Origin of the sequence: Herbaspirillum sp. SJZ099, assembly GCF_007828355.1 — a bacterium.
In the GTDB taxonomy this organism is placed as follows: domain Bacteria; phylum Pseudomonadota; class Gammaproteobacteria; order Burkholderiales; family Burkholderiaceae_D; genus Herbaspirillum.
The window spans coordinates 304,144-329,999 of record NZ_VIUO01000002.1 but is presented as its reverse complement, the minus strand read 5'-3'; the positions used below and the strand labels follow the sequence as shown (position 1 = coordinate 329,999).

General features: G+C 62.9%; 24 protein-coding genes. 9 read left to right on the top strand and 15 right to left on the bottom strand.

Annotation, left to right across the window (positions count from 1 at the left end; genetic code table 11):
* Positions 1 to 173: 173 nt before the first annotated feature.
* The 4 genes from yidC to rpmH are packed head-to-tail and all read right to left on the bottom strand — an operon-like array spanning position 174 to position 2,822.
* A complete protein-coding gene (gene yidC / locus FB597_RS06550; RefSeq protein WP_144768722.1) occupies positions 174 to 1,868 on the bottom strand; it encodes a membrane protein insertase YidC in 1,695 nt (564 codons plus the stop codon).
* 16 nt (positions 1,869 to 1,884) lie between these two features.
* Positions 1,885 to 2,232, bottom strand: a complete 348-nt coding sequence (gene yidD / locus FB597_RS06545; protein WP_144768721.1) for a membrane protein insertion efficiency factor YidD — start codon at positions 2,230 to 2,232, stop codon at positions 1,885 to 1,887.
* A 13-nt stretch (positions 2,233 to 2,245) separates the two neighbouring features.
* Entirely contained in the window at positions 2,246 to 2,647 is a 402-nt protein-coding gene (gene rnpA / locus FB597_RS06540; RefSeq protein ID WP_141913906.1) for a ribonuclease P protein component, read from the bottom strand.
* Positions 2,648 to 2,684: 37 nt separating this feature from the next.
* Positions 2,685 to 2,822 (bottom strand): 50S ribosomal protein L34, encoded by a 138-nt coding sequence (gene rpmH / locus FB597_RS06535; protein WP_006461360.1) that lies wholly within the window; start codon positions 2,820 to 2,822, stop codon positions 2,685 to 2,687.
* Positions 2,823 to 3,354: 532 nt separating this feature from the next.
* Between rpmH and FB597_RS06530 the strand changes: the two genes are divergently transcribed.
* From FB597_RS06530 to FB597_RS06510, 5 genes are all read left to right on the top strand, one after another.
* Positions 3,355 to 3,849 carry a hypothetical protein gene (locus FB597_RS06530; protein WP_144768720.1) on the top strand — a complete coding sequence of 165 codons (495 nt, stop codon included), beginning with the start codon at positions 3,355 to 3,357 and terminating at the stop codon, positions 3,847 to 3,849.
* Positions 3,850 to 4,189: 340 nt separating this feature from the next.
* Positions 4,190 to 6,112 (top strand): PrkA family serine protein kinase, encoded by a 1,923-nt coding sequence (locus FB597_RS06525; protein WP_144768719.1) that lies wholly within the window; start codon positions 4,190 to 4,192, stop codon positions 6,110 to 6,112.
* 116 nt (positions 6,113 to 6,228) lie between these two features.
* Entirely contained in the window at positions 6,229 to 7,494 is a 1,266-nt protein-coding gene (locus FB597_RS06520) for a YeaH/YhbH family protein (protein WP_141913909.1), read from the top strand.
* Positions 7,491 to 9,020 carry a SpoVR family protein gene (locus tag FB597_RS06515; protein ID WP_141913910.1) on the top strand — a complete coding sequence of 510 codons (1,530 nt, stop codon included), beginning with the start codon at positions 7,491 to 7,493 and terminating at the stop codon, positions 9,018 to 9,020. Before FB597_RS06520 ends, FB597_RS06515 begins: the two co-directional genes overlap by 4 nt.
* 29 nt (positions 9,021 to 9,049) lie before the next feature.
* Positions 9,050 to 9,703, top strand: coding sequence for an LON peptidase substrate-binding domain-containing protein (locus FB597_RS06510; RefSeq protein ID WP_141913911.1), 654 nt, complete (start codon positions 9,050 to 9,052; stop codon positions 9,701 to 9,703).
* Between the two features lie 25 nt (positions 9,704 to 9,728).
* Here FB597_RS06510 and FB597_RS06505 read toward each other — a convergent pair whose 3' ends face one another.
* The 4 genes from FB597_RS06505 to metH all read right to left on the bottom strand — a co-directional run bounded on the left by FB597_RS06505 (position 9,729) and on the right by metH (position 16,288).
* Complete coding sequence (locus FB597_RS06505; RefSeq protein WP_141913912.1) at positions 9,729 to 10,418, bottom strand: MarC family protein; 690 nt, start codon at positions 10,416 to 10,418, stop codon at positions 9,729 to 9,731.
* 123 nt (positions 10,419 to 10,541) lie between these two features.
* Entirely contained in the window at positions 10,542 to 11,696 is a 1,155-nt protein-coding gene (locus FB597_RS06500) for an MFS transporter (RefSeq protein WP_255517105.1), read from the bottom strand.
* Positions 11,697 to 12,202: 506 nt separating this feature from the next.
* Positions 12,203 to 12,499, bottom strand: coding sequence for a hypothetical protein (locus FB597_RS06495; RefSeq protein WP_144768716.1), 297 nt, complete (start codon positions 12,497 to 12,499; stop codon positions 12,203 to 12,205).
* Between the two features lie 45 nt (positions 12,500 to 12,544).
* Positions 12,545 to 16,288 carry a methionine synthase gene (metH, locus tag FB597_RS06490; protein WP_144768714.1) on the bottom strand — a complete coding sequence of 1,248 codons (3,744 nt, stop codon included), beginning with the start codon at positions 16,286 to 16,288 and terminating at the stop codon, positions 12,545 to 12,547.
* 199 nt (positions 16,289 to 16,487) lie between these two features.
* On the opposite strand from metH, the gene FB597_RS06485 reads away from it, so the two are divergent.
* Positions 16,488 to 17,078 carry a 5'-methylthioadenosine nucleosidase gene (locus FB597_RS06485; protein ID WP_141913916.1) on the top strand — a complete coding sequence of 197 codons (591 nt, stop codon included), beginning with the start codon at positions 16,488 to 16,490 and terminating at the stop codon, positions 17,076 to 17,078.
* A 7-nt stretch (positions 17,079 to 17,085) separates the two neighbouring features.
* Here FB597_RS06485 and FB597_RS06480 read toward each other — a convergent pair whose 3' ends face one another.
* Complete coding sequence (locus tag FB597_RS06480; protein ID WP_144768712.1) at positions 17,086 to 17,967, bottom strand: dimethylarginine dimethylaminohydrolase family protein; 882 nt, start codon at positions 17,965 to 17,967, stop codon at positions 17,086 to 17,088.
* Positions 17,964 to 19,202: an ornithine--oxo-acid transaminase gene (rocD, locus tag FB597_RS06475; protein ID WP_255517093.1), complete on the bottom strand. Its 1,239-nt coding sequence runs from the start codon at positions 19,200 to 19,202 to the stop codon at positions 17,964 to 17,966. The genes FB597_RS06480 and rocD overlap by 4 nt, the downstream gene beginning before the upstream one ends.
* 162 nt (positions 19,203 to 19,364) lie before the next feature.
* Here rocD and FB597_RS06470 point away from each other — a divergent pair, with 162 nt between their 5' ends.
* The 3 genes from FB597_RS06470 (at position 19,365) to FB597_RS06460 (ending at position 21,099) form a co-directional block, all read left to right on the top strand.
* The gene (locus FB597_RS06470) at positions 19,365 to 19,832 is read left to right on the top strand and encodes an Lrp/AsnC family transcriptional regulator (RefSeq protein WP_141913919.1); all 468 of its coding nucleotides are present in this window, start codon (positions 19,365 to 19,367) and stop codon (positions 19,830 to 19,832) included.
* A 136-nt stretch (positions 19,833 to 19,968) separates the two neighbouring features.
* The gene (locus FB597_RS06465) at positions 19,969 to 20,580 is read left to right on the top strand and encodes an isochorismatase family protein (RefSeq protein ID WP_144768708.1); all 612 of its coding nucleotides are present in this window, start codon (positions 19,969 to 19,971) and stop codon (positions 20,578 to 20,580) included.
* A 60-nt stretch (positions 20,581 to 20,640) separates the two neighbouring features.
* Complete coding sequence (locus FB597_RS06460) at positions 20,641 to 21,099, top strand: cupin domain-containing protein (protein ID WP_141913921.1); 459 nt, start codon at positions 20,641 to 20,643, stop codon at positions 21,097 to 21,099.
* Positions 21,100 to 21,171: 72 nt separating this feature from the next.
* Here FB597_RS06460 and FB597_RS06455 read toward each other — a convergent pair whose 3' ends face one another.
* The 5 genes from FB597_RS06455 to FB597_RS06435 all read right to left on the bottom strand — a co-directional run bounded on the left by FB597_RS06455 (position 21,172) and on the right by FB597_RS06435 (position 25,756).
* Positions 21,172 to 22,077 (bottom strand): LysR family transcriptional regulator, encoded by a 906-nt coding sequence (locus FB597_RS06455; protein WP_144768706.1) that lies wholly within the window; start codon positions 22,075 to 22,077, stop codon positions 21,172 to 21,174.
* An 84-nt stretch (positions 22,078 to 22,161) separates the two neighbouring features.
* Positions 22,162 to 23,115 (bottom strand): methionyl-tRNA formyltransferase, encoded by a 954-nt coding sequence (fmt, locus tag FB597_RS06450; protein WP_144768704.1) that lies wholly within the window; start codon positions 23,113 to 23,115, stop codon positions 22,162 to 22,164.
* Positions 23,116 to 23,170: 55 nt separating this feature from the next.
* On the bottom strand, positions 23,171 to 23,977 hold the full coding sequence (locus FB597_RS06445) for an SDR family oxidoreductase (RefSeq protein ID WP_144768702.1): 807 nt from the start codon (positions 23,975 to 23,977) through the stop codon (positions 23,171 to 23,173).
* A gap of 108 nt (positions 23,978 to 24,085) precedes the next feature.
* Positions 24,086 to 24,787: a thiol:disulfide interchange protein DsbA/DsbL gene (locus tag FB597_RS06440; RefSeq protein ID WP_144768700.1), complete on the bottom strand. Its 702-nt coding sequence runs from the start codon at positions 24,785 to 24,787 to the stop codon at positions 24,086 to 24,088.
* A gap of 267 nt (positions 24,788 to 25,054) precedes the next feature.
* Positions 25,055 to 25,756, bottom strand: a complete 702-nt coding sequence (locus FB597_RS06435) for a thiol:disulfide interchange protein DsbA/DsbL (protein WP_141913926.1) — start codon at positions 25,754 to 25,756, stop codon at positions 25,055 to 25,057.
* Positions 25,757 to 25,856: the final 100 nt, after the last annotated feature.

Sequence of the window (25,856 nt, the reverse complement as noted above, 5' to 3'; positions counted from 1 at the left end):
CATTTATTGTCGTAGTGGCTTGTTGCGGTGCCGCCTTTCCCTGGCGCTGACATGCCTCGGCACAACCGCCATGTTAAGGCCTGTGAAGAATCTGCGAGCGAAAAAAAACCCGTGTATTTCCACGGGTTTTTCAGGATCAGTCCCGGCGCACCGGGACTGGCGCGGCAATCCGCTTACTTGGTCTTGCCTTTTTCGATGTTCTTGGTGATCACCCATTGCTGCGCGATCGACAGGATGTTGTTCGTCACCCAGTACAGCACCAGGCCGGACGGGAAGAAGAAGAACATGAACGAGAACACCAGCGGCATGAACATCATGACCTTGGCCTGGACCGGATCCGGCGGCGTCGGATTCAGCTTGGTCTGCAGGAACATCGAAGCCGCCATGATGATCGGCAACAGGCCGACCGGCATGTTGAAGTAGGGGATGGTGCCGAACAGCGTGTCCGGGGCGGTCAGGTCATGGATCCAGCCCAGCCACGGCGCGCCGCGCATTTCGACCGATGCCAGCAGCACCCAGTACAGCGAGATGAACACCGGGATCTGGATCACGATGGGCAGGCAGCCGCCCAGCGGATTGATCTTTTCGGTCTTGTACATCGCCATCATTTCGCGGTTCATGGCCTGCGGATCGCCCTTGTGGCGTTCGCGGATGGCCTGCATGCGCGGCGAGACCGCCTTCATCTTGGCCATGCTGCGGTACGAAGCGGCCGACAGCGGGAAGAAGATCAGCTTGATCAGCACCGTCAGCAGGATGATGGTCCAGCCCCAGTTGCCGACCAGCGCGTGGATGTGCGTCATCAGCCAGAAAATGGGTTTGGCGATCAGGGTCAGCCAGCCATAGTCCTTGACCAGTTCCAGGCCGGGAGCGGTGGATTCCAGCACCTTGGACTCTTGCGGGCCGGAGTACAGGTGCGCATCCATGGTCACCGAAGCGCCCGGGGCCACGGTGCCCAGCGGCAGGATGGTGCCGACCGCGTACAGGTTGGTGGCGACCTTCTTGGTGAAGATGTCGCGCTGCGCCTGCTGCGGCGGGATGAAGGCCGAGACGAAGTAGTGCTGCACCAGCGCGATCCAGCCGTTGTCGGCCTTGGTGGCGTGCTCGGCCTTGCCTTCCTCGATCTTCTCGAAGGTCATCTTCTGGAACTTGCTGGCGTCGGTGTAGACCGCCGGACCGGTGAAGGTGCTGTAGAAGTGCGACTCGCCGCCCGGCTTGTTGCCGTCGCGCAGCAGTTGCAGGTACAGCGAAGGAGTGATCGCCGCGCCGCTGTCATTGGTGACGGTGTGCTTGAGGTCGATCAGGTAGCTGTCGCGCTTGAAGGTGTAGGTCTTGGTCAGCTTGACGCCGCCTTGTTCGGACTCCAGCACCAGTTGCACTTCGTTGCCGTTGTCCAGGGTGCGCGCACCCGGCTTGGCGACAAACAGCGACTTGTGGTTGGGGAAGGCGCCGCCGATCAGGCCGGTTTCCGCCAGGTAGGTATGGGTTGCGCCCGAGTCGAACAGCACCAGGTTCTTGCTCGGATCGACCACGTCGCGCTGCTTGAGCAGCTCCAGGCGCTTGAGCTCGCCGCCCAGGGTATCGATGTCGGCCTTGACCACGTCGGTGGTGATGGTGATGGTTTCGCCCTTGCCGACCGGCGCGGCGGACGCGTCGGCGGGCACCGCGGCGGGCGCCGATGTGCCGGCCTGCGGCACCGGCGAGCCGGACGGGCTGGCGACCGGGGCGGCAGGATTGGCGGCCTGCTCCTGAGTCTGGTTCGCCGATGGGAAGAACATCGACTGATGTCCGTTATGGCGCATCCAGCCATCCCAGAGCAGCAGCAAAGAGAAGGAGAATACAACCCACAGGACGGTACGTTTGATATCCATATGCGTATTGGTTAGTTCAGGAGTGACTGCAACCGTCAGCGGCCACAGCAGGGGAAACTCGCGCCGCGCTGCTCTGCGGCGAAGAACGTGGGGAAATCAGGGGAGCCTCGGTTGCCGCCTTGGCGTCGCCCGTGCCATCGGCGGCGCCGGGCGAACCGGGAACAGGATCGAGCCCGCCGGGATGCCAGGGATGGCATTTGCACAAGCGCCTGCCCGCCAGCCAGCTGCCCTTGAGCGCGCCGTGCAGGCGCACCGCCTCGGCGGCATAGTCGGAACAGCTGGGATAAAAACGGCAATTCTGCCCGAGAAAAGGGCTCACTCCCAGCTTGTAGGCGCGTAACAGCAGGAGCAAAGGCGTTTTCATCACTTCCGGCTTCCTATTTCCTGGCAAACGCTGGCGCGTTCGGCAAAAAGTCGAACAACTGCGTCAGCTCGGCCCGCAAGGCGGCCTTGAGCGCCGAATTGGTGGCCGCATCGCGCCTGGCGTTCACGGGCCGGGACAAACGCACGATGCAGTCGACGGCCGGCAAGGAAGCCTGGCGAAACAGTTCCCGCGTGGCGCGCTTGATCGTATTGCGCGTCACCGCGCGCGGCGCAAAACGCTTGGCCGCCACCACACCCAGACGAGCATGCGGCAAGTTGTTGCGGCGCGCGTACAACACGAAATGCTCCGTACGATGGACGGGGCGCAAACGAAAAACGGATGAAAACTCATCCGTTTTAACGATTCGCCGATCGCGTGGGAAAAGCGTAGAGAGCGTAGGAAGTACGTCCGTCACGCGATGCAGCAGCGCACTGTCGCAGCTTGTTGGCTTATTAAACAGCAGCCAGACGCTTGCGGCCCTTGGCGCGGCGAGCGTTGATGACGGCGCGGCCGCCACGGGTTGCCATACGAGCGCGGAAACCGTGGGTACGCTTGCGACGCACGACGGAAGGTTGGTAAGTACGTTTCATGTTGGACTCGCTTAGTTGGGATGCTTATTCAGCAAACAGCAAAAATAAATCGGAATTCTGGAACCGCTTTCAATGTGCCTGTTCCGTATCACCGATGCCCTGCTGTCCGTTGCCCCGGCAGCCCCGCATCGCTGACACCATTTGTCGGCCCCTCTTCGTCCGCGTGTCTTCTTGTCTTTATACGTTGGTATTCAGACCAGTTGAAAGCTGAAAGAGCACTGCGACGGCACCGTGCGCAATTCTTCAGATGGTGAACCCTGAATTAGACTGCATTTTCCATTTACCTGTCAATGACTTATCTGCTTTTGGGCGCATCCTGCTCCTCCGATATGCCACACCGCCCATATGCAAACATGGAAACATTTCCTGCATGACATCATTTTCATGCCCGCCGCCTTCGACGCACACAAATGATGCATCCGGGAAATGCCATCGCGCCAGATGCGCTCCCGCACGCACGCCGATCGCTCAATATATGTTCTAAAAGATTTCGAGCGCACGGTCTTGCCCCCCTCCATCCCCGGATCGCGAAATGGCCTTCTTACCGCGCAGCCGCATGCATACGTTGCATATCGACATGCGAAAAAAAACGATTCCGCCAAGCCCTGCAGCCGCCGACGCTGCGGGCATGGCAAATGAGGCTCAACAGCAACACTTGGCGAATGCATCCCGCCGTCGTTACAAAAAAGCCGCGCTGTCGCTCGCCCAAAAGAACAACTGCCATGTCGCAGCGATGATATTGCCGGGCCGCGCACTTGAACGCAGGGCGCGGCATGCCATACCGCTGCGCACACAAGAAGTTTTCCCCATCTGGCACGATTCCAGCTATAACGAAAGCGAGGGATGCGCGCGCATGCGCGGCGCGAAAAACCAGCCCGGCGCGCACGACCAGAGGCGCTGCCGCGGCAGGCCGGCAGCGTCGTTGCCGCGCCGTTTTCCCATATTGGCGACCAGGTCTTTCCTGGGCGGCGTGACGCGCAAAAATAGCGCATCGCAGCGTCAACCGCCGTGCCTTGCCGCACATTGAAAGAGCATGGGAAGACGGGGATCCATCGCGCGAGCGCGTCGGCATGACGGCAGCCCATTTCTGCAAGAAGGGATGCAAAACGCCAGGTGTTTTCCTCTACGCGAAAATAAATCCGGCCTATGCTGAAACAAAGCACATGCGATTCGATCAGTAGCAGAAAGAGAAAAAGGAATAGAATAAAAACCGAGGTCTTTCGCATCGCGCTGTCGATGCTACGGCTTTCAAAGAGCACTTCGGCAATGGCGCCTTTCCAAGCCCGCCGACGCGCTCTTCGATAACCGCAGATGGCAAGTCCAGACATATGAATCTGTTTCGTATCTTTTGAAGCGACGGAGGTGGTATGGATATCTACAGCAGCTTTGCAAGCCGGTTCGACAAGACCAGAGAAGAAGAATGTTCGCTTGAAGAGTATCTGAATCTTTGCAAGAACGATCCGGCGGTGTATGCATCTGCTGCCGAACGGATGCTGATGGCCATCGGCGACCCCGAAAAGGTCGACACCCGGGAAGACCCGATGCTCTCGCGCATCTTTGCCAACAAGGTGATCAAGGTCTATCCCGCCTTCAGGGAGTTCTACGGCGCCGAAGAAGTCATTGAACAGGTGGTCGCCTATTTCCGCCATGCCGCGCAAGGCCTGGAGGAAAAAAAGCAGATCCTCTACCTGCTGGGGCCGGTCGGCGGCGGCAAGTCGTCCATCGCCGAACGCCTCAAGCAGCTCATGGAACAGGTGCCCTTCTATTCCATCAAGGGCTCGCCGGTCAACGAATCGCCGCTCGGCCTGTTCGACTACGACGAGGACGGCCCCATCCTGGAAGAGCAGTACGGCATCCCGCGCCGCTATCTGAAGCCGATCCTGAGCCCGTGGGCGGTCAAGCGCCTGCATGAGTACAACGGCGACATCCGCCAGTTCCGCGTGGTCAAGCGCTACCCGTCCATCCTGCGCCAGATCGCCATCTCCAAGACCGAGCCGGGCGACGAGAACAACCAGGACATCTCCACGCTGGTAGGCAAGGTCGACATCCGCAAGCTGGAACAGTATTCGCAGGACGACGCCGACGCCTACAGCTACTCGGGCGGCCTGTGCCTGTCCAACCAGGGCCTGCTGGAATTCGTCGAAATGTTCAAGGCGCCAATCAAGGTGCTGCACCCGCTCCTGACCGCAACCCAGGAAGGCAACTTCAAGGGCACCGAAGGCTTCGGCGCGATCCCCTTCGACGGCGTGATCCTGGCCCACTCCAACGAATCGGAATGGAAGGCCTTCCGCAACAACAAGAACAACGAGGCGCTGCTGGACCGCATCTTCATCGTCAAGGTGCCGTATTGCCTGCGCGTGTCCGAGGAGATCAAGATCTACGAGAAACTGATCCGCACCTCTTCGCTGGCCAAGGCCACCTGCGCGCCCGGCACGCTGAAGATGATGGCCCAGTTCTCCATCCTGACGCGCCTGAAGGAACCGGAAAACTCCAGCCTGTTCTCCAAGATGCAGGTGTATGACGGCGAGAACCTGAAGGACACCGACCCCAAGGCCAAGTCGTACCAGGAATACCGCGACTACGCCGGCGTCGACGAAGGCATGACCGGCATCTCGACGCGCTTCGCGTTCAAGATCCTCTCGCGCGTGTTCAACTTCGACAGCACTGAGGTCGCGGCCAATCCGGTGCACCTGATGTATGTGTTGGAACAGCAGATCGAGCGCGAGCAGTTCCCGCAGGAGGTCGAACAGAAATACCTGTCCTTCGTGAAGGACACGCTGGCCTCGCGCTACGCCGAATTCATCGGAAAGGAAATCCAGACCGCCTACCTGGAATCGTATTCGGAGTACGGCCAGAACGTGTTTGACCGCTATGTGACCTACGCCGACTTCTGGATCCAGGACCAGGAATACCGCGACCACGACACCGGCGAAAGCTTCGACCGCGCCGCGCTCAACGCCGAACTGGAAAAGATCGAGAAGCCGGCCGGCATCAGCAATCCGAAGGACTTCCGTAACGAGATCGTCAACTTCGTGCTGCGCGCGCGGGTCAACAACGGCGGCAAGAACCCGCTGTGGACCAGCTACGAAAAGCTGCGCGTGGTGATCGAGAAAAAGATGTTCTCCAACACCGAGGACCTGCTGCCGGTCATCTCCTTCAATGCCAAGGGCTCCACTGAAGAAATGCAAAAGCACGAAGACTTCGTCAACCGCATGGTCAGCAAGGGTTACACGCCCAAGCAAGTGCGCCTGCTGTGCGAATGGTATTTGCGCGTGCGCAAGTCGTCGTAAGCCGCGTTTGGCGCGCACCGGTTCTTCAGCGACCGGTGTGCGCCGGCAACACATCGGGCTGTCTGCAAAGACTGCCGCGACAGCCCGCCCGCTGAGGACCAGCAGGAGAACGGACAGTGCTGCATCAGATTATCGACCGTAGGCTAGCTGGCAAAAACAAGGGGATTGCCAACCGGGAGCGCTTCCTGCGGCGCTTCCGCGGGCATATTCAACGCTCGGTGGCGGATGCAATCCGCGACCGCAGCATCACCGATCTGGAACAATCCAAGAGCATCAGCATCCCGCGCAAGGATGTCTCGGAACCCTTTTTCCATCACGGCAAGGGCGGCCGGCGCGAAGCCGTGCATCCGGGCAACCAGGATTACCTGCAGGGCGACCGCATCCCGCGCCAGAACGGCGGAGGCGGCGAAGGCGGCAGCGCGGCCAGCAACGAAGGGGAAAGCGAGGATGACTTCGCCTTCGAGCTTACGCGCGAAGAATTCATGCAGTACTTCTTCGAAGACCTGGAGCTGCCGCGGCTGGTGGAAACCAACCTGATGACGCTGCCCAACTGGAAGAACATGCGCGCCGGCTATTCGGTGGACGGCTCCCCCACCAACATCGACATCGTGCGCTCGCTGCGCAGTTCGCTGGGGCGGCGCATCGCGCTGGGGGCGCCGCTGCAGAACAAGCTGGAGGAACTTGAAGCGCAGCTGGCCGAACTCAACCGCGACCCGAACGAACACCTGCCCGAAATCAAGTTGCTGGAAGAAGAAATCCATCATGTGCGCTCGCGCATCTGGCGCATCCCCTTCATCGATCCGTTCGACCTGCGCTACGTCAACCGGGTGCGCCAGCCGCAGCCGTCCAGCCGCGCCGTGATGTTCTGCGTGATGGACGTGTCGGGCTCGATGGACGAGCAGCGCAAGGATCTGTCCAAGCGCTTCTTCATCCTGCTGTACCTGTTCCTGACGCGCAATTACGAGCACATCGAGGTGGTGTTCATCCGCCACCACACGCGCGCCGACGAAGTCGACGAGGAAACCTTCTTCCATTCGCAGGAAAGCGGCGGCACCGTGGTCTCCAGCGCGCTGGAGCTGATGCACGAGATCATCGCTAAACGCTATCCCCCCAGCGAATGGAACATCTACGGCGCCCAGGCCTCCGACGGCGACAACTGGAACGACGACTCCCCCAAGTGCCGCGAGCTCCTGGAAAACGCGATCCTGCCGCTGATGCGCTACTTCGCCTATATCCAGGTGGCCGAGCCGGAGCAGAACCTGTGGACCGAGTACCTGCAACTGATCGATTCGCACCCGCACTTCGCCATGAAGAAGGTGCAATCGGCGGCCGAGATCTATCCGGTGTTCCGCGAACTCTTTGAAAAACAGGTGCACGCATGAACAGCCGCTTCAAGTACGATCCGCTGCCCTGCCCGTCGGACTGGAGCTTCGACCTGATCGAACGCTACAACGACGAGATCGCCCGCGTGGCGGCGGGATACAAGCTGGATATCTATCCGATCCAGCTGGAGATCATCTCGGCCGAGCAGATGATGGATGCCTACGCCTCGCACGGCATGCCGGTGAACTACCGGCACTGGTCCTACGGCAAGCATTTCATGCTGACCGAGCGCGACTACAAGCGCGGCCAGATGGGCCTGGCCTACGAGATCGTGATCAACTCCGATCCCTGCATCGCCTACCTGATGGAAGAAAACACGATGACCATGCAGGCGCTGGTCATCGCGCATGCGGCCTATGGCCACAATTCCTTTTTCAAGGGTAACTACCTGTTCCAGCTGTGGACCGACGCCAGCGCCATCATCGACTACCTGGTATACGCCCGCAACTACATCGCCGAATGCGAGGAAAGGCATGGCTTCGAACGGGTCGAGGAACTGCTGGACTCCTGCCACGCCCTGATGAACTATGGCGTGGACCGCTACAAGCGTCCACAACGGCTGTCGCTGTCCCAGGAACGGGCGCGCCAGCGCGAGCGCGAGGCTTACCTGCAGTCGCAGGTCAATGAATTGTGGCGCACATTGCCGGCGAAGAAGGAAGCGGCTGCCGCGCTGGTCGAAGAACGCTTCCCGCCGGAGCCGCAGGAGAACCTGCTGTATTTCGCCGAAAAGAACGCGCCGCTGCTCGAACCATGGGAACGGGAAGTGGTGCGCATCGTGCGCAAGATCGGCCAGTATTTCTATCCGCAGCGCCAGACCCAGGTAATGAACGAAGGCTGGGCCACCTTCTGGCACTACACGCTGTTGAATACGCTGTACGACCAGGGACGGCTGACCGACGGCTTCATGATGGAGTTCCTGCATTCGCACAGCAACGTGGTGTTCCAGCCGCCCATCACCAAGCCCTATTACAACGGCATCAATCCGTATGCGCTGGGCTTTTCGATGATGAGCGACATCCGCCGCATCTGCGAAGATCCAAGCAATGAAGACCGCGAATGGTTTCCCGACATCGCCGGAAGCGACTGGCTGGAAACCCTGCATCACGTGATGCGCAATTTCAAGGATGAGAGCTTCGTGGCGCAATACCTGTCGCCAAAGCTGATGCGCGACATGCGCATGTTCGCGGTGCTCGACGACGAGTCCCGCAGCGAAATGGAAGTGTCGGCCATCCACAACGAGCGCGGTTACCAGTATGTGCGCCAGGCGCTCTCGCGCCAGTACGACATCAACCACCGCGAACCCAACATCCAGGTATGGTCGGTCAACACGCGCGGCAACCGCAGCCTGACGCTGCGCCATTTCCGCAGCGACGGCCGCTCGCTGGGCGACAGCACCAACGAGGTGTTGCGCCACATGGCGCGGCTATGGCAATTCGACGTCTACCTGGAGAGCGTGGACGACAACGGCTACATCGTCCAGCGCTATGAATGCGTGGCGGAAAACCGGTATTCGCTGCGGACGTGAAGGCCCGCTTACAACGCCCGTCACCGATCATGCCCGCCGCTCCCGCCACACCCCGCCGGCCGATTTCGGCGCAAACCATCCCGCTGTTTCCGCTGGCCAGCACGCTGTTTCCCGATGGCCGCCTGCCCTTGCAGATCTTCGAAGTACGCTACCTCGACATGATCGGAAAATGCATCGCCGAAGGCAGCGGCTTCGGCGTGGTGGCATTGACCGAAGGTTCGGAAGTGCGCCGGCCGGGCCAGACCGAACGCTTCGTCGGCGTCGGCACGGTCGCCAGCATCAACGAATGGTCCACTCCTTCGGTGGGCCTGATGCGCATCGCCTGCAGCGGCGCCGCGCGCTTTCGCATCCTGCAGGCGGAGCAGCAAAAGCACGGGCTATGGACGGCCGAAGTGGAGATGATGGAAGCCGACCATGCGGTGGCGATTCCCGAAGAACTGACCAATACCTCGCAGGCGCTGGAGCATCTGCTGCAATCGGTGATGCGCCAGGGATTGCCGGAGAGCGAGGTGCCGATCGCCATGCCGTTCAAACTGAACGATTGCGGCTGGGTCGCCAACCGCTGGGCCGAGATGATGCCGGTGCCGGTCGAGGTCAAGCAAACACTGCTGGCCCTGGACAATCCGCTGGTGCGGCTGGAGCTGGTGCAGGATGCTCTGGATGAACTGGGCTGGCTGAGATAAGCGGCCATCGGCCTCGGAAAGGCGCTCAGGGCGCCGCGCCGCTGATGCCCGCTTCCGCCAGCAAGGCCGCCATGCCGGACCAGAAGATCTGGATGCCGATGCACAGCAAGATGAACGCCGACAGGCGCAATACCACCATCGTCCCCAGGCGCCCCATCAGCTGCACCAGCTTTTGCGCATAGTTGTAGCACAGGAAAACCGCCAGCGCGGTCAGCGCCGCGCCGAAGGCCGCGCTCCCTACCGAAATCACCCAATCCAGCAAGCGCGTGGGCGTGTTCGCGCCCAGCGTGATCGATGCCGCGATGGTGCCTGGCCCGACGGTCAATGGAAAACTCATCGGGTAGAAACTGCGGGCCTTGATTTCCTCGTCCGGCAGGTCTTCGTCGTAGCTCTTGGCCACCTGGTTGGGGATGGCCGAGTCCTGGCTGTTATTGGAGAGCAGTTTCCAGCCCGATGCCGCCACCAGCAAGCCGCCGCCGACACGCACGATGGGCAGCGAAATGCCGAAGAACGTCAACACGTGCGAACCGATGAAGATCGCCCCCACCAGCATGAACCAGCAATTGATCGCCACCTGGCGCGCGATCTTCTTTTCCGTCTTGCGGCTGACATTGCCCAGCAGGTTGGCGAACACCGGGGCGATGCCAAGCGGGTTGAGGATCGGCAGCAGCGTGATCGGGATCAGGATGGCCGCTTTGAGGAACAGGATCAGCATGCTGGGCGCAGGAAGGGTGGCAAATCGTTATAGGGATGGCGCGGATTCCCCGCCGCCCACAAGCGTAGCGGAAAGCCGCCCGGCTGCCAACCGCGGCAACCGGCCATGCGGCCTGGACGGCGCTCAGGCCGTCTTCAGGCGAACGCCGCGCACCCGCATGAGCAACAGGCATGCGATCGACAGGTTGACCAGGTTCCAGCCTATGCCATTGGCAAACGCCGCGTGGTAGGAGCCGGTGAGGTCGAAGATCTTGCCCGACATCCAGCCGCCCAGCGCCATGCCGAACATGGTGCACATGATGACCGTCCCCACGCGCTGGCCAGCCTCGGCCGCCGGGAAATACTCGCGCACGATGATGGCGTAGGACGGCACGATGCCGCCCTGGAACAGGCCGAACAGCGCCGAGATCACATACAGCGAAGCCAGCCCGTCGAACGGCAGGAACAGCAGCAGCGACAGGCACTGCAAGACCGACCCCAGCAGCAGCGTGCGCAGGCCGCCGATACGGTCGCAAATAGCGCCCGATACCAGCCGGCTGACCACGCCGCAGGCCAGCATCAGCGACAGCATCTGGGCGCCGCGCGCGGGGCCGTAGCCGAGGTCGCCGCAATACGCCACGATATGCACCTGCGGCATGGCCATCGCCACGCAACAGGCCACGCCGGCCACGCACAGCAGCAATTGCGCCTGGCCGGTGGCAAGGCCGAAGGGGCGGTTGCCGGCGCCGGCGCGCGCGGCATGGGCGTCCGCCGCCAGCGCCGGCGGACGCGCGCGCATCAGCAAGGCCAGTGAGCACATGACGACGGCGCAGATGATGCCCAGTCCGATATAGGTTTGCCGCCAGCCGACCGCGCCGACGAAGTGCTGGACGATCGGCGGCCAGATCGCGCCGCCCAGGTAATTGCCGCTGGCGCATACCGCCACCGCGATGCCGCGCCGCTTGAGGAACCATAAGGAGGTATCGGCCACCAGCGGCGAAAAGGTCGCCGACGTGCCGAGCAGGCCGATCAGGATACAGTGCGCCGCCATGAAGACCCAGATGTTGGGCGCCAGCGCCGCCGCGACAAACCCGCCGCCAAGACAGGCGCCGCCCAGCATCAGCGGCACGGTGATGCCGGCCTTGTCGGCCAGGCGCCCCATCAGCACGCCGCCGACGCCCACCCCCAGCATCGTCAGCGTGTAGGGCAATGAAGCCATGCCGCGCGCCACGCCGAAATCGGCCTGCACTTCCGGCAGCACCACCGCCACCACATACATGCCGCTGGCGCCGACGATCATCAGGATCAGCGTGATGAACAGCCGTATGGCGGCGTAGGGCGAGTCGATCTGGTGCCGGCTTGCGGCCTGACTGGATGGGCTGGAATCCACTGTTTGTCTCCGTGTTCTTATAACCACGCGCTTGTGGTTTTTATCGCTTCGGCATCATGCCGCCCGGGTGGCGGCGTGCGCTGCACAGACTAACACGGTCGCATTTTGGCTGCAGGCGAGCCTGATAAGGCGCAAAAACAAAGGCCGCCCAGCGGACTAATGCCGTTCGGTTAAGGCTCATTCTGAATCACTCATCACAGAACCCGTTCGGGCTGAGTAGGCCCGCCAGGGCCGTATCGAAGCCAGCGCATCACCGTTGGCGCCCTTGCCTGCCCTTCGATACGCTGCTGCGCAGCTACTCAGGGCGAACGGCGTCTGGTCTCCTCAAACCTCCACAAACACAAATGCCGTTCAGCGCTTAACTGAACGGCATTACGCCCTGCGGGCGGCCTTGGCCAGAACCTGACGGCCAAACGCTACAGCCAATACGAACGCACGTGGTAAGGATGCACCTGGCGATAACCGCTGCGCTCTTTCTTCTGCGCGATCTTCTGCAGCATCAGCAAGCCCGCTTCATGGCCGTCGACCACGATGCGCTTGCCGCCGCCGCGCTGCATCTGGGTACCGCCCCAGGTCTGGGTCAGGATCCAGTCGCCCAGCAAGTCCTGGCCGAGGTCTACTATGAAGGTGCTGCGCGAGGCCCCGGAAAAGTGCAGGCGCGTGGCTCCGGTCACGGGCAGCGGATGGGTGGCGTTGTCGGCGGAATCGATCATGGCGCAGGATGATAGCAGGACGGTATACGAATTCAAGATAGAACGTTAGAGATTGGGCGCCAGCCAGCGCTCGATCTCTTCCTTGGGCACGCCGCGCCGTTGGGCCATGTCTTCCACCTGGTCTTCGCCGATCTTGCCGACCACGAAGTACTTGGACTGCGGATGCGCGAAGTAGAAACCCGACACCGCCGCGCCCGGGAACATGGCGTACGACTCGGTGAGCTGCATGCCGATTTCCTCGCATTGCATGACGCGGAAGGCATCGGCCTTGACCGTATGCTCCGGGCAGGCCGGATAACCCGGCGCCGGGCGGATGCCGAGGTATTGCTCCTTGATCAGCTCGGCGTTGCTCAGCGACTCGTCCGGCGCATAGCCCCACAAATCCTTGCGCACGCGCTCGTGCAGGTATTCGGCAAAGGCTTCGGCCAGGCGGTCGGCCAGGGCCTTGAGCATGATCGAGGAATAGTCGTCATGCGCGTCTTCGAAACGCTTCTCGTACTTCTCGATGCCCAGGCCGGCCGTCACCGCGAACATGCCGATGTAATCGGCAATGCCCGAGTCCTTGGGCGCGATGAAGTCCGACAGGCACTGGTTGGGACGCGCCACGCCGTCCACCACCGGCTTCTCGGTCTGCTGGCGCGTGCCGTAGTAGGTGAAGGCGACCTGGCTGCGCGAGTCGTCGGTGTAGATCTCGATGTCGTCGTCGTTGACGGTATTGGCCGGCAGCAGCGCCACCACGCCATTGGCGGTCAGCCAGCGACCGTCGACGATCTTCCTGAGCATGGCCTGGGCTTCCTCGAACACCTTGGAAGCCGCTTCGCCCACCACTTCGTCCTTGAGGATGGCCGGGTAAGGACCGGCCAGGTCCCAGGTCTGGAAGAACGGGCCCCAGTCGATGTAGTTGGCCAGCATCCCGAGGTCGACGTTCTTGAACACCCGGCGACCGATGAACTTGGGCTTGACCGGCGCGAAATCCAGCCTGGTCTTGTTGGCGCGCGCGGCCGCCAGCGCCAGCATCGGCACCGCCTTCTTGTTGGCGTGCTGCTCGCGGATGCGCTCGTAGTCGGCATTGATATCGGCGATGTACTGGTCCTTCTGCTCGGGCGTGAGCAGCGACTGCGCCACCGATACCGCACGCGAGGCGTCCGGCACGTAGACCACCGGGCCTTCGTAATTGGGCGCGATCTTGACCGCGGTATGCGCGCGCGAAGTGGTGGCGCCGCCGATCAGCAACGGCATCTTCACGCCGCTGAAATACGGGTCGCGCTGCATTTCCTTGGCGACATAGGCCATCTCTTCCAGCGACGGCGTGATCAGGCCGGACAGGCCGATGATGTCGGCGTTCTCTTCCTTGGCCTTGGCCAGGATCTGCGAGCACGGCACCATCACGCCCATGTTCACCACCTCGAAATTGTTGCACTGGAGGACCACGGTGACGATGTTCTTGCCGATGTCGTGCACGTCGCCCTTGACGGTGGCGATCACGATCTTGCCCTTGGGCTTGGCCACCACGCCGGTCTCGATCTCCTGCAGGCGCTTCTCTTCCTCGATGAAGGGAATCAGGTGGGCCACCGCCTGCTTCATCACGCGCGCCGATTTCACCACCTGCGGCAGGAACATCTTGCCCTGGCCGAACAGGTCGCCGACCACGTTCATGCCGTCCATCAACGGGCCTTCAATCACGTGGATGGGACGTCCGCCGGACTTGAGCAGGTTCTGGCGCGCTTCCTCGGTGTCTTCCACGATCCATTGCGTGATGCCGTGCACCAGCGCGTGCGACAGGCGCTGCTCGACGCTGCCGTTGCGCCACTCCAGCGTGGCCTCTTCCTTCTTGTCGCCGGCCTTGAGAGTGGCGGCGATCTCGATCATGCGTTCGGTGGCGTCCGGACGGCGGTTGAGCACCACATCCTCGACCGCCTCGCGCAATGCGGCCGGCAAGTCGTCGTAGACGCCGATCATGCCGGCATTGACGATGCCCATGGTCATGCCGGCCTTGATGGCGTGGTACAGGAACACGGTGTGGATCGCCTCGCGTGCCGGGTCGTTGCCGCGGAAGCTGAAGGACACGTTGGACACGCCGCCGCTGATCTTGGCGTAGGGCAGGTTGTCGTGGATCCATCGGGTGGCTTCGATGAAGTCCACCGCGTAGTTGTTGTGCTCTTCGATGCCGGTGGCCACCGCGAAGATGTTGGGGTCGAAGATGATGTCTTCCGGCGGGAAGCCGACCTTGTCCACCAGCAGGCGATAGGCGCGCTCGCAGATCTCGATCTTGCGCGCGTAGGTGTCGGCCTGGCCGACCTCGTCGAAGGCCATCACGATCACGGCCGCGCCGTAGCGGCGGCACAGCTTGGCCTCGTGCAGGAACTTGGCCTCGCCTTCCTTCATCGAGATGGAGTTGACGATGGACTTGCCCTGCACGCACTTCAGGCCGGCCTCGATCACTTCCCACTTGGAGGAGTCGATCATGATGGGCACGCGCGCGATATCCGGCTCGGAGGCGATCAGGTTCAGGAAGCGCGTCATGGCGGCGACCGAATCGAGCATCGCCTCGTCCATGTTGATGTCGATGATCTGCGCGCCGTTCTCGACCTGCTGGCGCGCCACGGCCAGCGCCTCGTCGTACTGTTCATTCAGGATCAGGCGGGCGAAGGCCTTGGAACCGGTGACGTTGGTGCGCTCGCCGACGTTGACGAACAGCGACTGGTCGTTGATGGTGAACGGCTCCAGTCCCGACAGGCGCATTTCGTGCGTGGTATCGGGGATCTTGCGCGGGGCGATCGAGGCCACCGTCTCGGCGATCGCCTTGATGTGCGGCGGCGTGGTGCCGCAGCAGCCGCCGGCGACGTTGACGAAACCGCTTTCGGCGAACTCCTTCAACAGCGCCGAGGTGACGTCCGGCGTCTCGTCGAAGCCGGTGTCGCTCATCGGGTTGGGCAGGCCGGCGTTGGGGTAAATGCAGACGTAGGTGTCGGCGATGCGCGACAATTCTTCCGCATACGGGCGCATCAGCGCCGCGCCCAGCGCGCAGTTCAGGCCCACCGTCAGCGGGCGCGCATGGCGGATCGAGTTCCAGAACGCGGTCACGGTCTGGCCCGAGAGGATACGACCGGAGGCGTCCGTCACGGTGCCGGAGATCATGATCGGCAGACGCTTGCCGGATTCTTCGAAGAAGGTGTCGATGGCGAACAGCGCGGCCTTGCAGTTGAGCGTGTCGAAAATGGTTTCGACCAGCAGCACGTCGGCGCCGCCCTCGACCAGCGCGCGGGTCTGCTCCAGGTACGAGGCCACCAGCTGGTCGAAGCTGACGTTGCGCGCGGCCGGGTCGTTGACGTCCGGCGAGATCGAGGCGGTCTTGGGCGTGGGGCCGAGCGCGCCGGCCACGAAACGCGGCTTGTCGGGCGTCGAATACTTGTCGCAGGCGGCGCGCGCAAGCTGGGCCGACTTCAGGTTCATCTCGTAGACGAGATGGGCCATGTGGTAATCGTCCTGGGCCACGCCGGTGGCGCCAAAGGTATTGGTCTCGATCAGGTCGGCGCCGGCGGCCAGGTATTGCTCGTGGATTTCCTGGATGATGTGCGGCTGGGTCAGCGACAGCAGTTCGTTGTTGCCCTTGACGAAGAGTTCCTTGCCGGGAACGCTGAAATCGGCGAAGCGCTGGCCGCGGTAGTCTTCCTCGGTCAGCTTGTATTGCTGGATCATGGTGCCCATGGCGCCATCGAGGATCAGGATGCGCTTGGACATCAGGTCGCGCAACAGCAATTCGGTCTGGCAGAGTTCGTTCGGCTTCATCTGGCTGGTTCTCGTCTTAGAGCGGAAATGCGCCGTGCCCCGGGGTCAGGGGCAAAAAAAACGGCCGTCGCGGGGCCGGTTTTCAGGGCGAAAAATATTGTTAAATTATACGCCAAAGGGGCTATCCTTCCCCGGCGGCGGGCGCTTGCGCCCGGCAAGACCGCAACATTCCAGAACGACAACAGCCCGACAACACTCCATGCCCGCCTCCCAGAACCCGCACGCCCGCATCGTCATCCTCACCGCCTTGGAAAGCGAACTCAATGCCGCCGATGCGCCGCCGGGCGTGGAAGTGGTCTATTGCGGCGTGGGCAAGGTCAATGCCGCCCTGCACACGACCCGGCGCTTACTGGCCGGCAAACCCGAACTGGTGATCAACTTCGGCACCGCCGGCAAGATCGATCCGTTGCATGACGGCCTGCTGGAAGTGGCTGCCGTGGTCCAGCGCGACATGCTGGCCATGCCGCTGGCGCCGCGCGGGGTGACGCCATTGGCCAGTGAAACCGAGCAGCCGGCGCGGCTGGAATCGGGCTATCCGGGAGTCGTGTGCGGCACCGGCGACAGCTTCGTCACCGCCGCCGACGACTGGCTGCTGCGGGAAAAGATCGACCTGGTGGACATGGAACTGTTCGCCATCGCCCGCGTATGCCGCCACTTCGGCGTGCCCTGGCGCGCCTTCAAGTTCATCACCGACGGCGCCGACGACGATTCGGCCAGCGACTGGCAAGACAAGGTGCACCTGGGCGCCGAGCTGTTCTGGCGCCATCTGCCGCTGGTGGTCGGCCGATAAAAGCCGCTCAGGCCGACAATCTGGCCGTTCCTTCCTCCAGGCGGCCTGCATTGGCCGCGCGCCGGCGCGGCTCGGTCAGCTTGAGGGTCAGGCACTTGGCGGCGCCGCCGGCCTTCATGAATTCGGACAACGGCGTTTCATGCACCTCAAACCCCTTGTCCTCCAGCTGTGCGCGCAATGGCGGCGAGGCCCGGTTCAGGAATACGTGGCGGCCGGCATTGACGGTGTTGCAGGCGAAATCCAGCGCGTCCTGCTCACCGACGACGATGCGCCGTTGCTGCGGCACCCGGCAGGCGATCGCCTTTTGCGAAGCGGCATCGAACGCGGCCGGGTAGTACATCACATAGCCGCCCTCGAGCGGGCAGAAGCAGGTATCCAGGTGATAGAAACGCGGGTCGGCCAGTTGCAGCGACTGCACTTCGAGGTCCAGCCAGCCGGCGATCAGCGGCGCCGCCAGCACGTCGGTGCGATGGCCGTAACCCATCCACAGCAGTTCGGACTGCCGATCCAGCAAAGCGTCGCCGGCCCCTTCGAAGGCAACCGCGTCGGGCATGCGCAGCACGCGCAAGCCCTGTTCCCCGAACCATCCGGCGAAATGCGCTTCCTCCCCCTGGCGCTCGGCATGGCGAAAACGCGACAACACCACCTTGTCCTCCAGCACCAGGCCGCCGTTGGCGGTAAACACCATGTCCGGCAGGCCGGCGACGGACGGCATCTCGCGCACCTCGGCCACCTGCCCCAGGCCGTCGCGCAGCGCCTGCCACTGCCGCGCGGCCAGCGCCCGGTCGCCATGGGCGACATTGCCTTCCATCCAGGGGTTGATCACATAGGACACTTCGAAGTGTCCTGGCGGGCACATCAGGAAGAGCTCGTGGCGTTGCTGCTTCATATTGATTCTCCTTGGGGTGGGGCCGGGATTTCATGGAAAACCTCGCCGATGATGCGCAAGGCGGTATCGATCTGCTCATCGTCGATGACCAGCGGCGGCGCGAAGCGCACCACGGTCTCGTGGGTTTCCTTGGACAGGATGCCGTGCGCCATCAGGCGTTCGCAAAACGCCCGCGCGCCGATCACTTTGGGATCGAGGTCCATGCCGATCAGCAAACCCTTGCCGCGCACCGCGCGGATGGCCGGGTGGCCGATGGCGCGCAAGCCTGCACGCAAACGCTCCCCGAGCCGCCCGGCATTGGCCGCCAGGGCGCCATCCTGCAGCAGCTCCAGCGCCTTGAAACCGACTGCCGCCGCCAGCGCATTGCCGCCGAAGGTGCTGCCATGGTCGCCCGGAACAAACACATCCATCACCTCGCTCGAAGCGAGGAACGCCGATACCGCCAACAAGCCGCCGCCGAGCGCCTTGCCCAGCACCAGGCCATCCGGCCGGATGCCTTCGTGGTCGCAGGCCAGCAGCTTGCCGGTGCGTCCCAGCCCGGTCTGCACCTCATCGCAGATCATCAGGACGCGATGGCGCGTGCAAATCTCGCGGCATTGCCGCAAGTAACCTTCGGGCGGCACGATGATGCCGCCTTCGCCCTGGATGGGCTCGACCAGGAAGGCCGCGGTATCGGGCGTGATGGCCGCTTCCAGCGCGGCGGCATCGCCGAACGGGATGCTGTCGAAACCGCCGTCGAAGGGGCCGAAGCCGTCACGGTACTGCACCTCCGACGAGAAACCGACAATGGTGGTGGTGCGGCCGGCGAAGTTGCCGCGGCACACCACGATGCGCGCCCGGCCATCGGCCACGCCCTTGCGCCTGTAGGCCCATTTGCGGGCCGCCTTGATGGCCGTCTCGACCGCCTCGGCGCCGCTGTTCATGGGCAGCGCGCGTTCCATTGCGGTCATCTCGCACAGGCGCTGCAGGAACAGCCCCAGCCGGTCGCTGTAGAAGGCGCGGGAGGTCACCGCCAGACGCTGCGCCTGCTGCGTCAGCGCCTCTACCAGCGCGGCGTTGGCATGGCCGAAGCTGACGGCCGAATAGGCCGACATCATGTCCATGTAGCGGCGGCCCTGGTCGTCCCACAGCCATACGCCGTGGCCGCGGCTGAGCACGACCGGCAGCGGCGCGTAGTTGTGCGCGCAATAGCGTTGCTCCAATGCGATGTGCGGATTATCGATGCGGGCGTTCATGTTGCCTCCCATGCACATTGGCGCAGCCTTTGCGGCAAGATCCGCTCAGCGCCGCCAATTGACTCCATGGATACATGATAGTTTCAGGATTGCGAAATTACCGTTCTTTTTTATTCTCTTAAACATTAAAATATGAACGATTCATTCTAAAAATCCATCAACATGGAAAAATTCGATCGTTTCGACCGCATCATCCTGGAAACCCTGCAGCAAAACGGTCGCGCCAGCAATGTCGAACTGTCGGACAAGGCGAACCTGTCGCCCCCGCAGTGCTACCGGCGGGTGCAGCGGCTGGAGCAGGACGGCGTGATCCGCGGCTATGCCGCCCGCCTCGATCCGGCCGCGCTGGGGCTGGGAGTGATCGCCTTCGTCAGCCTCTCGCTGGCGCGCGAACAGTTCAAGCAGGTGCGCAGCGTGGAGAAAGCGATCCGGCAATTCCCGGAAATCCTGGAGTGCTACACCATTTCGGGCGACTTCGATTACCTGCTCAAGGTGGCGGCGGCCGACCTCAAGAGCCTGTCATCCTTCCTGACCGACCGCCTGATGCAGGTGCCGGGGGTGGCCGGCGTGCGCTCGATGGTCTGCATGGAAGAGATCAAGCCCGCCAGCCCGCTGCCGCTTCCCGACTGAAGCAACCCTCGCCTGCCTGAAGCCCTCCATCCGGATTTGTGCGTTTTCAGCACAGATCTTGTCGCATGCCGCTACTATCGGGCACGCCTGCGCCTGACTATGCTTCGTCCTGTCGTCAATCAACCAGGAGCAGAACATGTCGCACCCCACCATCCGCAGCATCGCCGGCGCGCTTGCCCCGGTTTCGCTTGAGGCCGCCAGCACCGCCCTGCTGGTCATCGATTTCCAGAACGAATATTTCACCGGCATGATGCCGATCCCCGACGGCAAGGCGGCGCTGGCCAACGCCAGGCGGCTGGTCGCCATGGCCGACCGCCACCGCATGCCGGTGTTCCACGTGCAGCATGTGACGCCGGCCGGCACGCCGATCTTCGCCGAAGGCGGCGCCACCGTCGCCCTCCATCCCGAGATCCAGCCGGCAGCGCATCACCATCTGGTCAAGAAAGCCAATGTCAGCGTCTTCCAGGGCACCGACATCGAGGCGCAGCTCAAGGCCGCCGGCATCAAGACCTTGCTGATCACCGGCCTGATGACCCATGCCTGCGTGGCAGGCGCGGCCCGCGACGCGGCGCCGGCCGGGTTCGACGTGATCGTGGCCGCCGATGCCTGCGCCACGCGCGACATCGAGGCGCCCGACGGCGGCGTCATCGCACACGACGCACTGCACCGCGCATCCCTGGTCAGCATCGCCGACACCTTCGGCAGCGTGCTCGACACCAATGCCATCCTGGAAATGAACGTAGCCTGAGCCGATCCGGCCCGTCTTTCTTCACGCTTGACTCACCCGACCTTAAAGGAGTACTCCGACATGAAACGTATCGCCACCGCCGCACTGCTGATCGCCGGTATCGCCGCCACCTCCGCCGCCCTGGCAAACGCCCCCAAAAAGGCGGAAGTCAAGGCCCAACCGCTGGTCTCGTTCCCCGCCTCCGACCTGCAATGGCGCGAACTGCCGGGCACCGGCGGCATCAAGGTCGCCGATGTTCGCGGCAGCATCACCGGCAAGGGTCCTTACGACGCCTTCGTGATCTTCCCGGCCGGCAAGGACAATCCTTACCACATGCACACACAAAACCTGCCGACGGTGGTCCTGAAGGGCACCTTCTACGCCGTCATCGACGGCAAGCGCATCCAGTACCCGGCCGGTTCCTTCTATAACCTGCCGGCGCGCATGCCGCATTACAGCGGTTGCGAAAAGGGCGACGACTGCGTGCTGTTCCAATATCAGGCGGACCACTTCGACCTGATTCCGGTCGAGAAGAAGTAAGCGCATTCCCCCAAACAAAAACCCGCTGCATGCATTTGCAGCGGGTTTTTATTTGTGCCGGGCAAGCAGCATTCAGAATGCCCAGCGGTTCTGCGCATAGTAGTTACCGACGAAGTCGACGAAGGCGCGCACCTTGGGCGACATGTGGCGGTTTTGCGGATAGAGCGCATACAGGTCGCGCGAATGCAGGCGGTAATCGGGCAAAAGCTGCACCAGGTCGCCGCGCCGCAGGTCTTCGCAAACGACGAAGGTGGCCGAAGCGGTAATGCCCATGCCGGCGCGCACCGCATCGCACACCACCATGCCGCTGTTGGATTGCAGATTGCCGCTCACGGCCACATTGGACAGCGCGCCGTCCGGCCCGGTAAAGCTCAGTTCGGTAGTCTGCAACGCCAGCGAATACGCCATGTAGTTGTGGGCCGCCAGATCGGCGGGCGTGCGCGGCAGGCCGTGCCGCTTCACATAGGCCGGCGAGGCGACCAGCACCATGTCGCTGGCGCACAGGCGCCTGGCGACCAGCGTCGAGTCCGGCAGGGTGCGCGTGATGCGCAAGCCGACGTCGAATTCCTCGGCGATCAGGTCGACGAAACGGTCATTGCACACGAAGTCGACCTTGAGTTCGGGATAGCTGCGCATGAAGTCCGGCAGCCACTTGCCGGCTTCCATGATGCCGAACACCATCGGCGCATTGATACGCAGCAGGCCGGAAGGGTGGCTCTGGTGATGGTGCACCATCTGCGCCGCATCCTCGATCTGGTCCAGGATCTGCACACAGCGCTGATAGTAGGACTGCCCCACTTCCGTCAACGCGAAGCGGCGCGTGGTGCGGTTGAGCAGTTGCGCGCCCAGTGCCTGCTCCAGCTGGCGCACCTGGCGCGACACCACGCTGTGCGACATGTCCAGCGCCACCGCCGCCGCCGAGAATCCGCCGGCGTCGACGACGTGGCGGAACGTACGCATGGCTGTCAATTGATCCATGATTTCCCCCCTTTTTGGAAAAACACTCCTGCCCAGCATCCCGCTCTTGCGTCGGGTATTGCCCCAACCTGAAGCCCTGACCACTCAAACGAAACGCCCGTCCTCCAGCGCGAAGCCCTTGAGGAACTCCGATGCCGGCAAACGCTTGCCGCCCGGCTTTTGCAGTTCGGTCAGCAGCAGCGCGCCATCGCCGCAAGCCACCACGATGCCGGCCTGGGCATCGGCCGACAGCACCTGGCCCGGCACGCCCTGCAGCGCAATGCTGACCGGCCGCGCCTGCCAGATCTTGATGACGGTTTCGCCGAAACGCCCGCTGGCGCCGGGGAAGGGATTGAAGGCGCGGATCTTGCGCGCCAGCTCGGCAGCCGGTCGCGAGAAGTCGAGCGCGGCCTCTTCCTTGGCGATCTTGGGGGCGTAATTGGCGCCCTGCTCCGGCTGCGGCGTGGCCGGCAACCGGTCTTGTTCCAGCCTGGCCAATGCGTCGACAATCATCTTGCCGCCCAACACGGCCAACTTGTCGTGCAGGCTGCCGGTCGTATCGTCGTCGGCGATCGGCAAGCTTTCGATCAGCAACATGGGCCCGGTATCGAGCCCTTCTTCCATCTGCATGATGGTGATGCCGGTCTCGGCGTCGCCCGCTTCGATGGCGCGGTGGATCGGCGCGGCGCCGCGCCAGCGCGGCAACAGCGATCCGTGGATATTGATGCAGCCCAGGCGCGGAATGTCGAGCACGCTCTTCGGCAGGATCAGGCCGTAAGCCGCCACCACCATGACGTCGTGCGGCGTCATGCGCAGCAGTGCATGCGCCTCTTGGGCGACCTCGGGATACTTGCCGTCCAGCCGCAGCGAGACCGGCTGCGCTACCGGCGTGCCGTGCTTCTGCGCGCATTGCTTGACCGGCGAGGCCTGCAATTGCATGCCACGCCCGGCCGGACGGTCGGGCTGGGTCAGCACCAGGGCGATGTCGTGGCCGGCAGCGTACAGCGCTTCGAGCGCGACGGCGGCGAATTCCGGCGTGCCGGCAAAGATGATCTTCATGGTGGCTCCAAATGCCGCCGACACTGCGCGGCGGCAAAAAATACAGATTGCGTTATTACAGATTGCGTTTCTTGTGGGGGGCGCGTGCGAACGCCATATCGTACAACCAGTTGGGCAACATCCTGAGCAACTTGGCGACCACGCCCATCTGCCACGGGATGACCCGGTAACTGGCGCCGTCGGCAATCGACTGCAATGCGCGCACCGCGAATGTCTCCACCGGCATCAGGAACGGCATGCGGTAGTGGTTGACCTGGGTCATCGGCGTATCGATATAGCCCGGGGCGATAGTGACCACCCTGATGCCGCTGCTGCGCAACTCCACCCGCAGCGACTCGCAGTAGCTGATCACCGCGGCCTTGGAGGCGCTATAGGCCCCGGCGCCCGGCAGGCCGCGGATGCCGGCCACGCTGCCGATGCCGACCAGCCGGCAGCGGCGGCGCTCGGCCTCGGGCAGCGCCTTCATGCGCGCGACGAAAGGCGTGAAAGTGGCAAACGTGGCAGTGACGTTGACCGCCAGGATGCGCTCGAAGGCGGCCAGGTCTTCGCGGTACTCGGTCAGCGTGCCTTGCGAGATGCCGGCATTGGCGATCACCACATCGGCGCCGCCGAACTCGGCCATGAAGGCATCGGCCGCCGCCTGCAGCGCCGCATGGTCGGTGACGTCAAGCGCATAGACGCGGTGGCGTTGCGGATCTGGCAGGCTGGCGCGCAAGGCGTCCAGCTCGGCTGCGCGCCGCGCCACCAGGCCCAGCGTCGCGCCCTGCTGCGCATAGGCCCGCGCCAGCGCCATGCCGATGCCGCTGGAGGCGCCGGTCAGGAAAACGCGCCGGGGTTTCGTCGTTCCGGGAGAATCCGCCATATCGGCTCCTGTCTGTTCTGATGCATGCGCCTGGGTGAAGATGGACAACCTGGAATCAAAACGGCTCGCGGCTTTGCAAACGCGCGCCGCTCTGGCGGATCGAGGCGCTTACTTCTTCTTTGCTGCGCCGGCCGCCTTCTCGGCCGCGGCCTTGGCGACCAGGTGATCCATCACCTGCAATGTTGCGGCTTGCAGCATCGGTCCGGACTGGTTGGCCTGCGCCGCACTGACCAGCGCCAGGGAGGTGACATAACGGCCGTCGATGGCGATCATCGGCACGCCGTCGACCTTGTAGGCTTCCTGCAGCTGAACCGCGCGGCGCGCCTTGGTCTGCACGCCGAAGGAGTTGTACAGGTCGAGGAATTTCTGCTTGTCCAGGCCGGCCTGCTCGATATAGGCCAGGATGGTCTTGTCGGTGTTGATGCGCTGCTTCTGAACGTGGATCGCATGGAAAATCTTGGGCACCAGCTCGTCGGACTTGCCCATCGCTTCCAGCGCGTAGTACAGCTTCTGCTGCGGCGTGAACCTGTCGCGGAAAGCCACCGGCACCTTCTTGAAGCTGATCTTGTCGCCCTGTTTCCTGACCCAGTCCATCAGCGACGGATCCCAGGAGGCGCAATGCGCACAGTCGAAAAAGAAGAACTCGACAACCTCCACCTTGCCGCCCGAGTCGGTGGGCTGGGCCTGGTCCAGCACGCGATAATCGGCGCCCGCTTGCGGATTGGCCGGCGCAGCGCCGGCATTCACGCTGGCCGACAGGGCCAGCACGCCAAAGCTGACTGCCGCCAGCAGCTGTTGATAAAAGCGCATGACATTACCCTTCTCTGATAAATATCCGACAGCGCCGCCAACCCTGGTCCCAGCCCCTGCCCAACACTACCGCGACGATTATCCCCTGCCGCCGGCGCACATCGGATTCTGATCGGATGAATTACACGGAAACGCGTACGATCGCTGCATCGACATCGACATCGCCATCGTTATCGGCGTTGCGCCTGGGCGCCGGCACCGGGCAGCGCCAAAATGAAAACGGCCCGCGACCTTGCGGACGCGTGCCGTTCTGGCGAATCAAGGCGCTTACTTCTTCTTTGCTGCGCCTGCCGCCTTTTCGGCCGCGGCCTTGGCAACCAGATGGTCCATCACCTGCAGCGCTGCGGCCTGCTGCATCGACTCCGGCTGGTTGGCCAGCGCCACGCCGACCAGCGCCGGCGAAGTGACGTAACGGCCCTCGATGGCGATCATCGGCACGCCATCGACCTTGTAGGCTTCCTGCAGCTGGGCCGCGCGGCGCGCCTTGGTCTGCACGCCGAAGGAGTTGTACAGGTCGAGGAATTTCTGCTTGTCCAGGCCCACCTTCTCGATATAGGCCAGGATGGTCTTGTCGGTATTGATGCGCTGCCCTTCAACATGGATCGCATGGAAAATCTTCGGCGTCAGTTCTTCCGCCTTACCCATCGCTTCCAGCGCGTAGTACAGCTTTTGCTGCGGCACGAAGCTGTCGCGGAAAGCCACCGGCACCTTCTTGAAGTTGATCTTGTCGCCCTGCTTCTTGACCCAGGCCGTCAGCGACGGATCCCAGGCCGCGCAATGCGGGCAGTCGAACCAGAAGAACTCGGTGACTTCCACCTTGTTGCCCGAGTCGGTGGGCTGGGCCTGGTCCAGCACGCGATAATCGGCGCCCGCTTGCGGATTGGCCGGCGAAGCGCCGGCATTCACGCTGGCCGACAGGGCCAGCACGCCAAAGCTGACTGCCGCCAGCAGCTGTTGATAAAAACGCATGAAATTACCCTTCTCTGATGGATATTCGGAAAGGGCCGATGACACGGCCCCCGAATCCGGCTCCCCCGCCAGCTATCCCCTGTTGCCGGGACGAATCGGA

Bases quoted from the DNA above. Each gene is read 5' to 3' on its own strand.
- FB597_RS06435 (WP_141913926.1), bottom strand. From the start codon at position 25,756: ATGCGTTTTTATCAACAGCTGCTGGCGGCAGTCAGCTTTGGCGTGCTG.
- FB597_RS06495 (WP_144768716.1), bottom strand. From the start codon at position 12,499: ATGATCGATTCCGCCGACAACGCCACCCATCCGCTGCCCGTGACCGGA.
- rpmH (WP_006461360.1), bottom strand. From the start codon at position 2,822: ATGAAACGTACTTACCAACCTTCCGTCGTGCGTCGCAAGCGTACCCAC.
- metH (WP_144768714.1), bottom strand. From the start codon at position 16,288: ATGAAGCCGAACGAACTCTGCCAGACCGAATTGCTGTTGCGCGACCTG.
- FB597_RS06500 (WP_255517105.1), bottom strand. From the start codon at position 11,696: ATGATCGTCGGCGCCAGCGGCATGTATGTGGTGGCGGTGGTGCTGCCG.
- FB597_RS06445 (WP_144768702.1), bottom strand. From the start codon at position 23,977: ATGGCGGATTCTCCCGGAACGACGAAACCCCGGCGCGTTTTCCTGACC.
- FB597_RS06510 (WP_141913911.1), top strand. From the start codon at position 9,050: ATGCCCGCCGCTCCCGCCACACCCCGCCGGCCGATTTCGGCGCAAACC.
- FB597_RS06470 (WP_141913919.1), top strand. From the start codon at position 19,365: ATGGAAAAATTCGATCGTTTCGACCGCATCATCCTGGAAACCCTGCAG.
- fmt (WP_144768704.1), bottom strand. From the start codon at position 23,115: ATGAAGATCATCTTTGCCGGCACGCCGGAATTCGCCGCCGTCGCGCTC.
- FB597_RS06515 (WP_141913910.1), top strand. From the start codon at position 7,491: ATGAACAGCCGCTTCAAGTACGATCCGCTGCCCTGCCCGTCGGACTGG.
- FB597_RS06440 (WP_144768700.1), bottom strand. From the start codon at position 24,787: ATGCGCTTTTATCAACAGCTGCTGGCGGCAGTCAGCTTTGGCGTGCTG.
- FB597_RS06525 (WP_144768719.1), top strand. From the start codon at position 4,190: ATGGATATCTACAGCAGCTTTGCAAGCCGGTTCGACAAGACCAGAGAA.
- yidD (WP_144768721.1), bottom strand. From the start codon at position 2,232: ATGAAAACGCCTTTGCTCCTGCTGTTACGCGCCTACAAGCTGGGAGTG.
- FB597_RS06480 (WP_144768712.1), bottom strand. From the start codon at position 17,967: ATGAAGCAGCAACGCCACGAGCTCTTCCTGATGTGCCCGCCAGGACAC.
- FB597_RS06465 (WP_144768708.1), top strand. From the start codon at position 19,969: ATGTCGCACCCCACCATCCGCAGCATCGCCGGCGCGCTTGCCCCGGTT.
- FB597_RS06460 (WP_141913921.1), top strand. From the start codon at position 20,641: ATGAAACGTATCGCCACCGCCGCACTGCTGATCGCCGGTATCGCCGCC.
- yidC (WP_144768722.1), bottom strand. From the start codon at position 1,868: ATGGATATCAAACGTACCGTCCTGTGGGTTGTATTCTCCTTCTCTTTG.
- FB597_RS06505 (WP_141913912.1), bottom strand. From the start codon at position 10,418: ATGCTGATCCTGTTCCTCAAAGCGGCCATCCTGATCCCGATCACGCTG.
- FB597_RS06530 (WP_144768720.1), top strand. From the start codon at position 3,355: ATGGCCTTCTTACCGCGCAGCCGCATGCATACGTTGCATATCGACATG.
- FB597_RS06485 (WP_141913916.1), top strand. From the start codon at position 16,488: ATGCCCGCCTCCCAGAACCCGCACGCCCGCATCGTCATCCTCACCGCC.
- FB597_RS06455 (WP_144768706.1), bottom strand. From the start codon at position 22,077: ATGGATCAATTGACAGCCATGCGTACGTTCCGCCACGTCGTCGACGCC.
- rocD (WP_255517093.1), bottom strand. From the start codon at position 19,202: ATGAACGCCCGCATCGATAATCCGCACATCGCATTGGAGCAACGCTAT.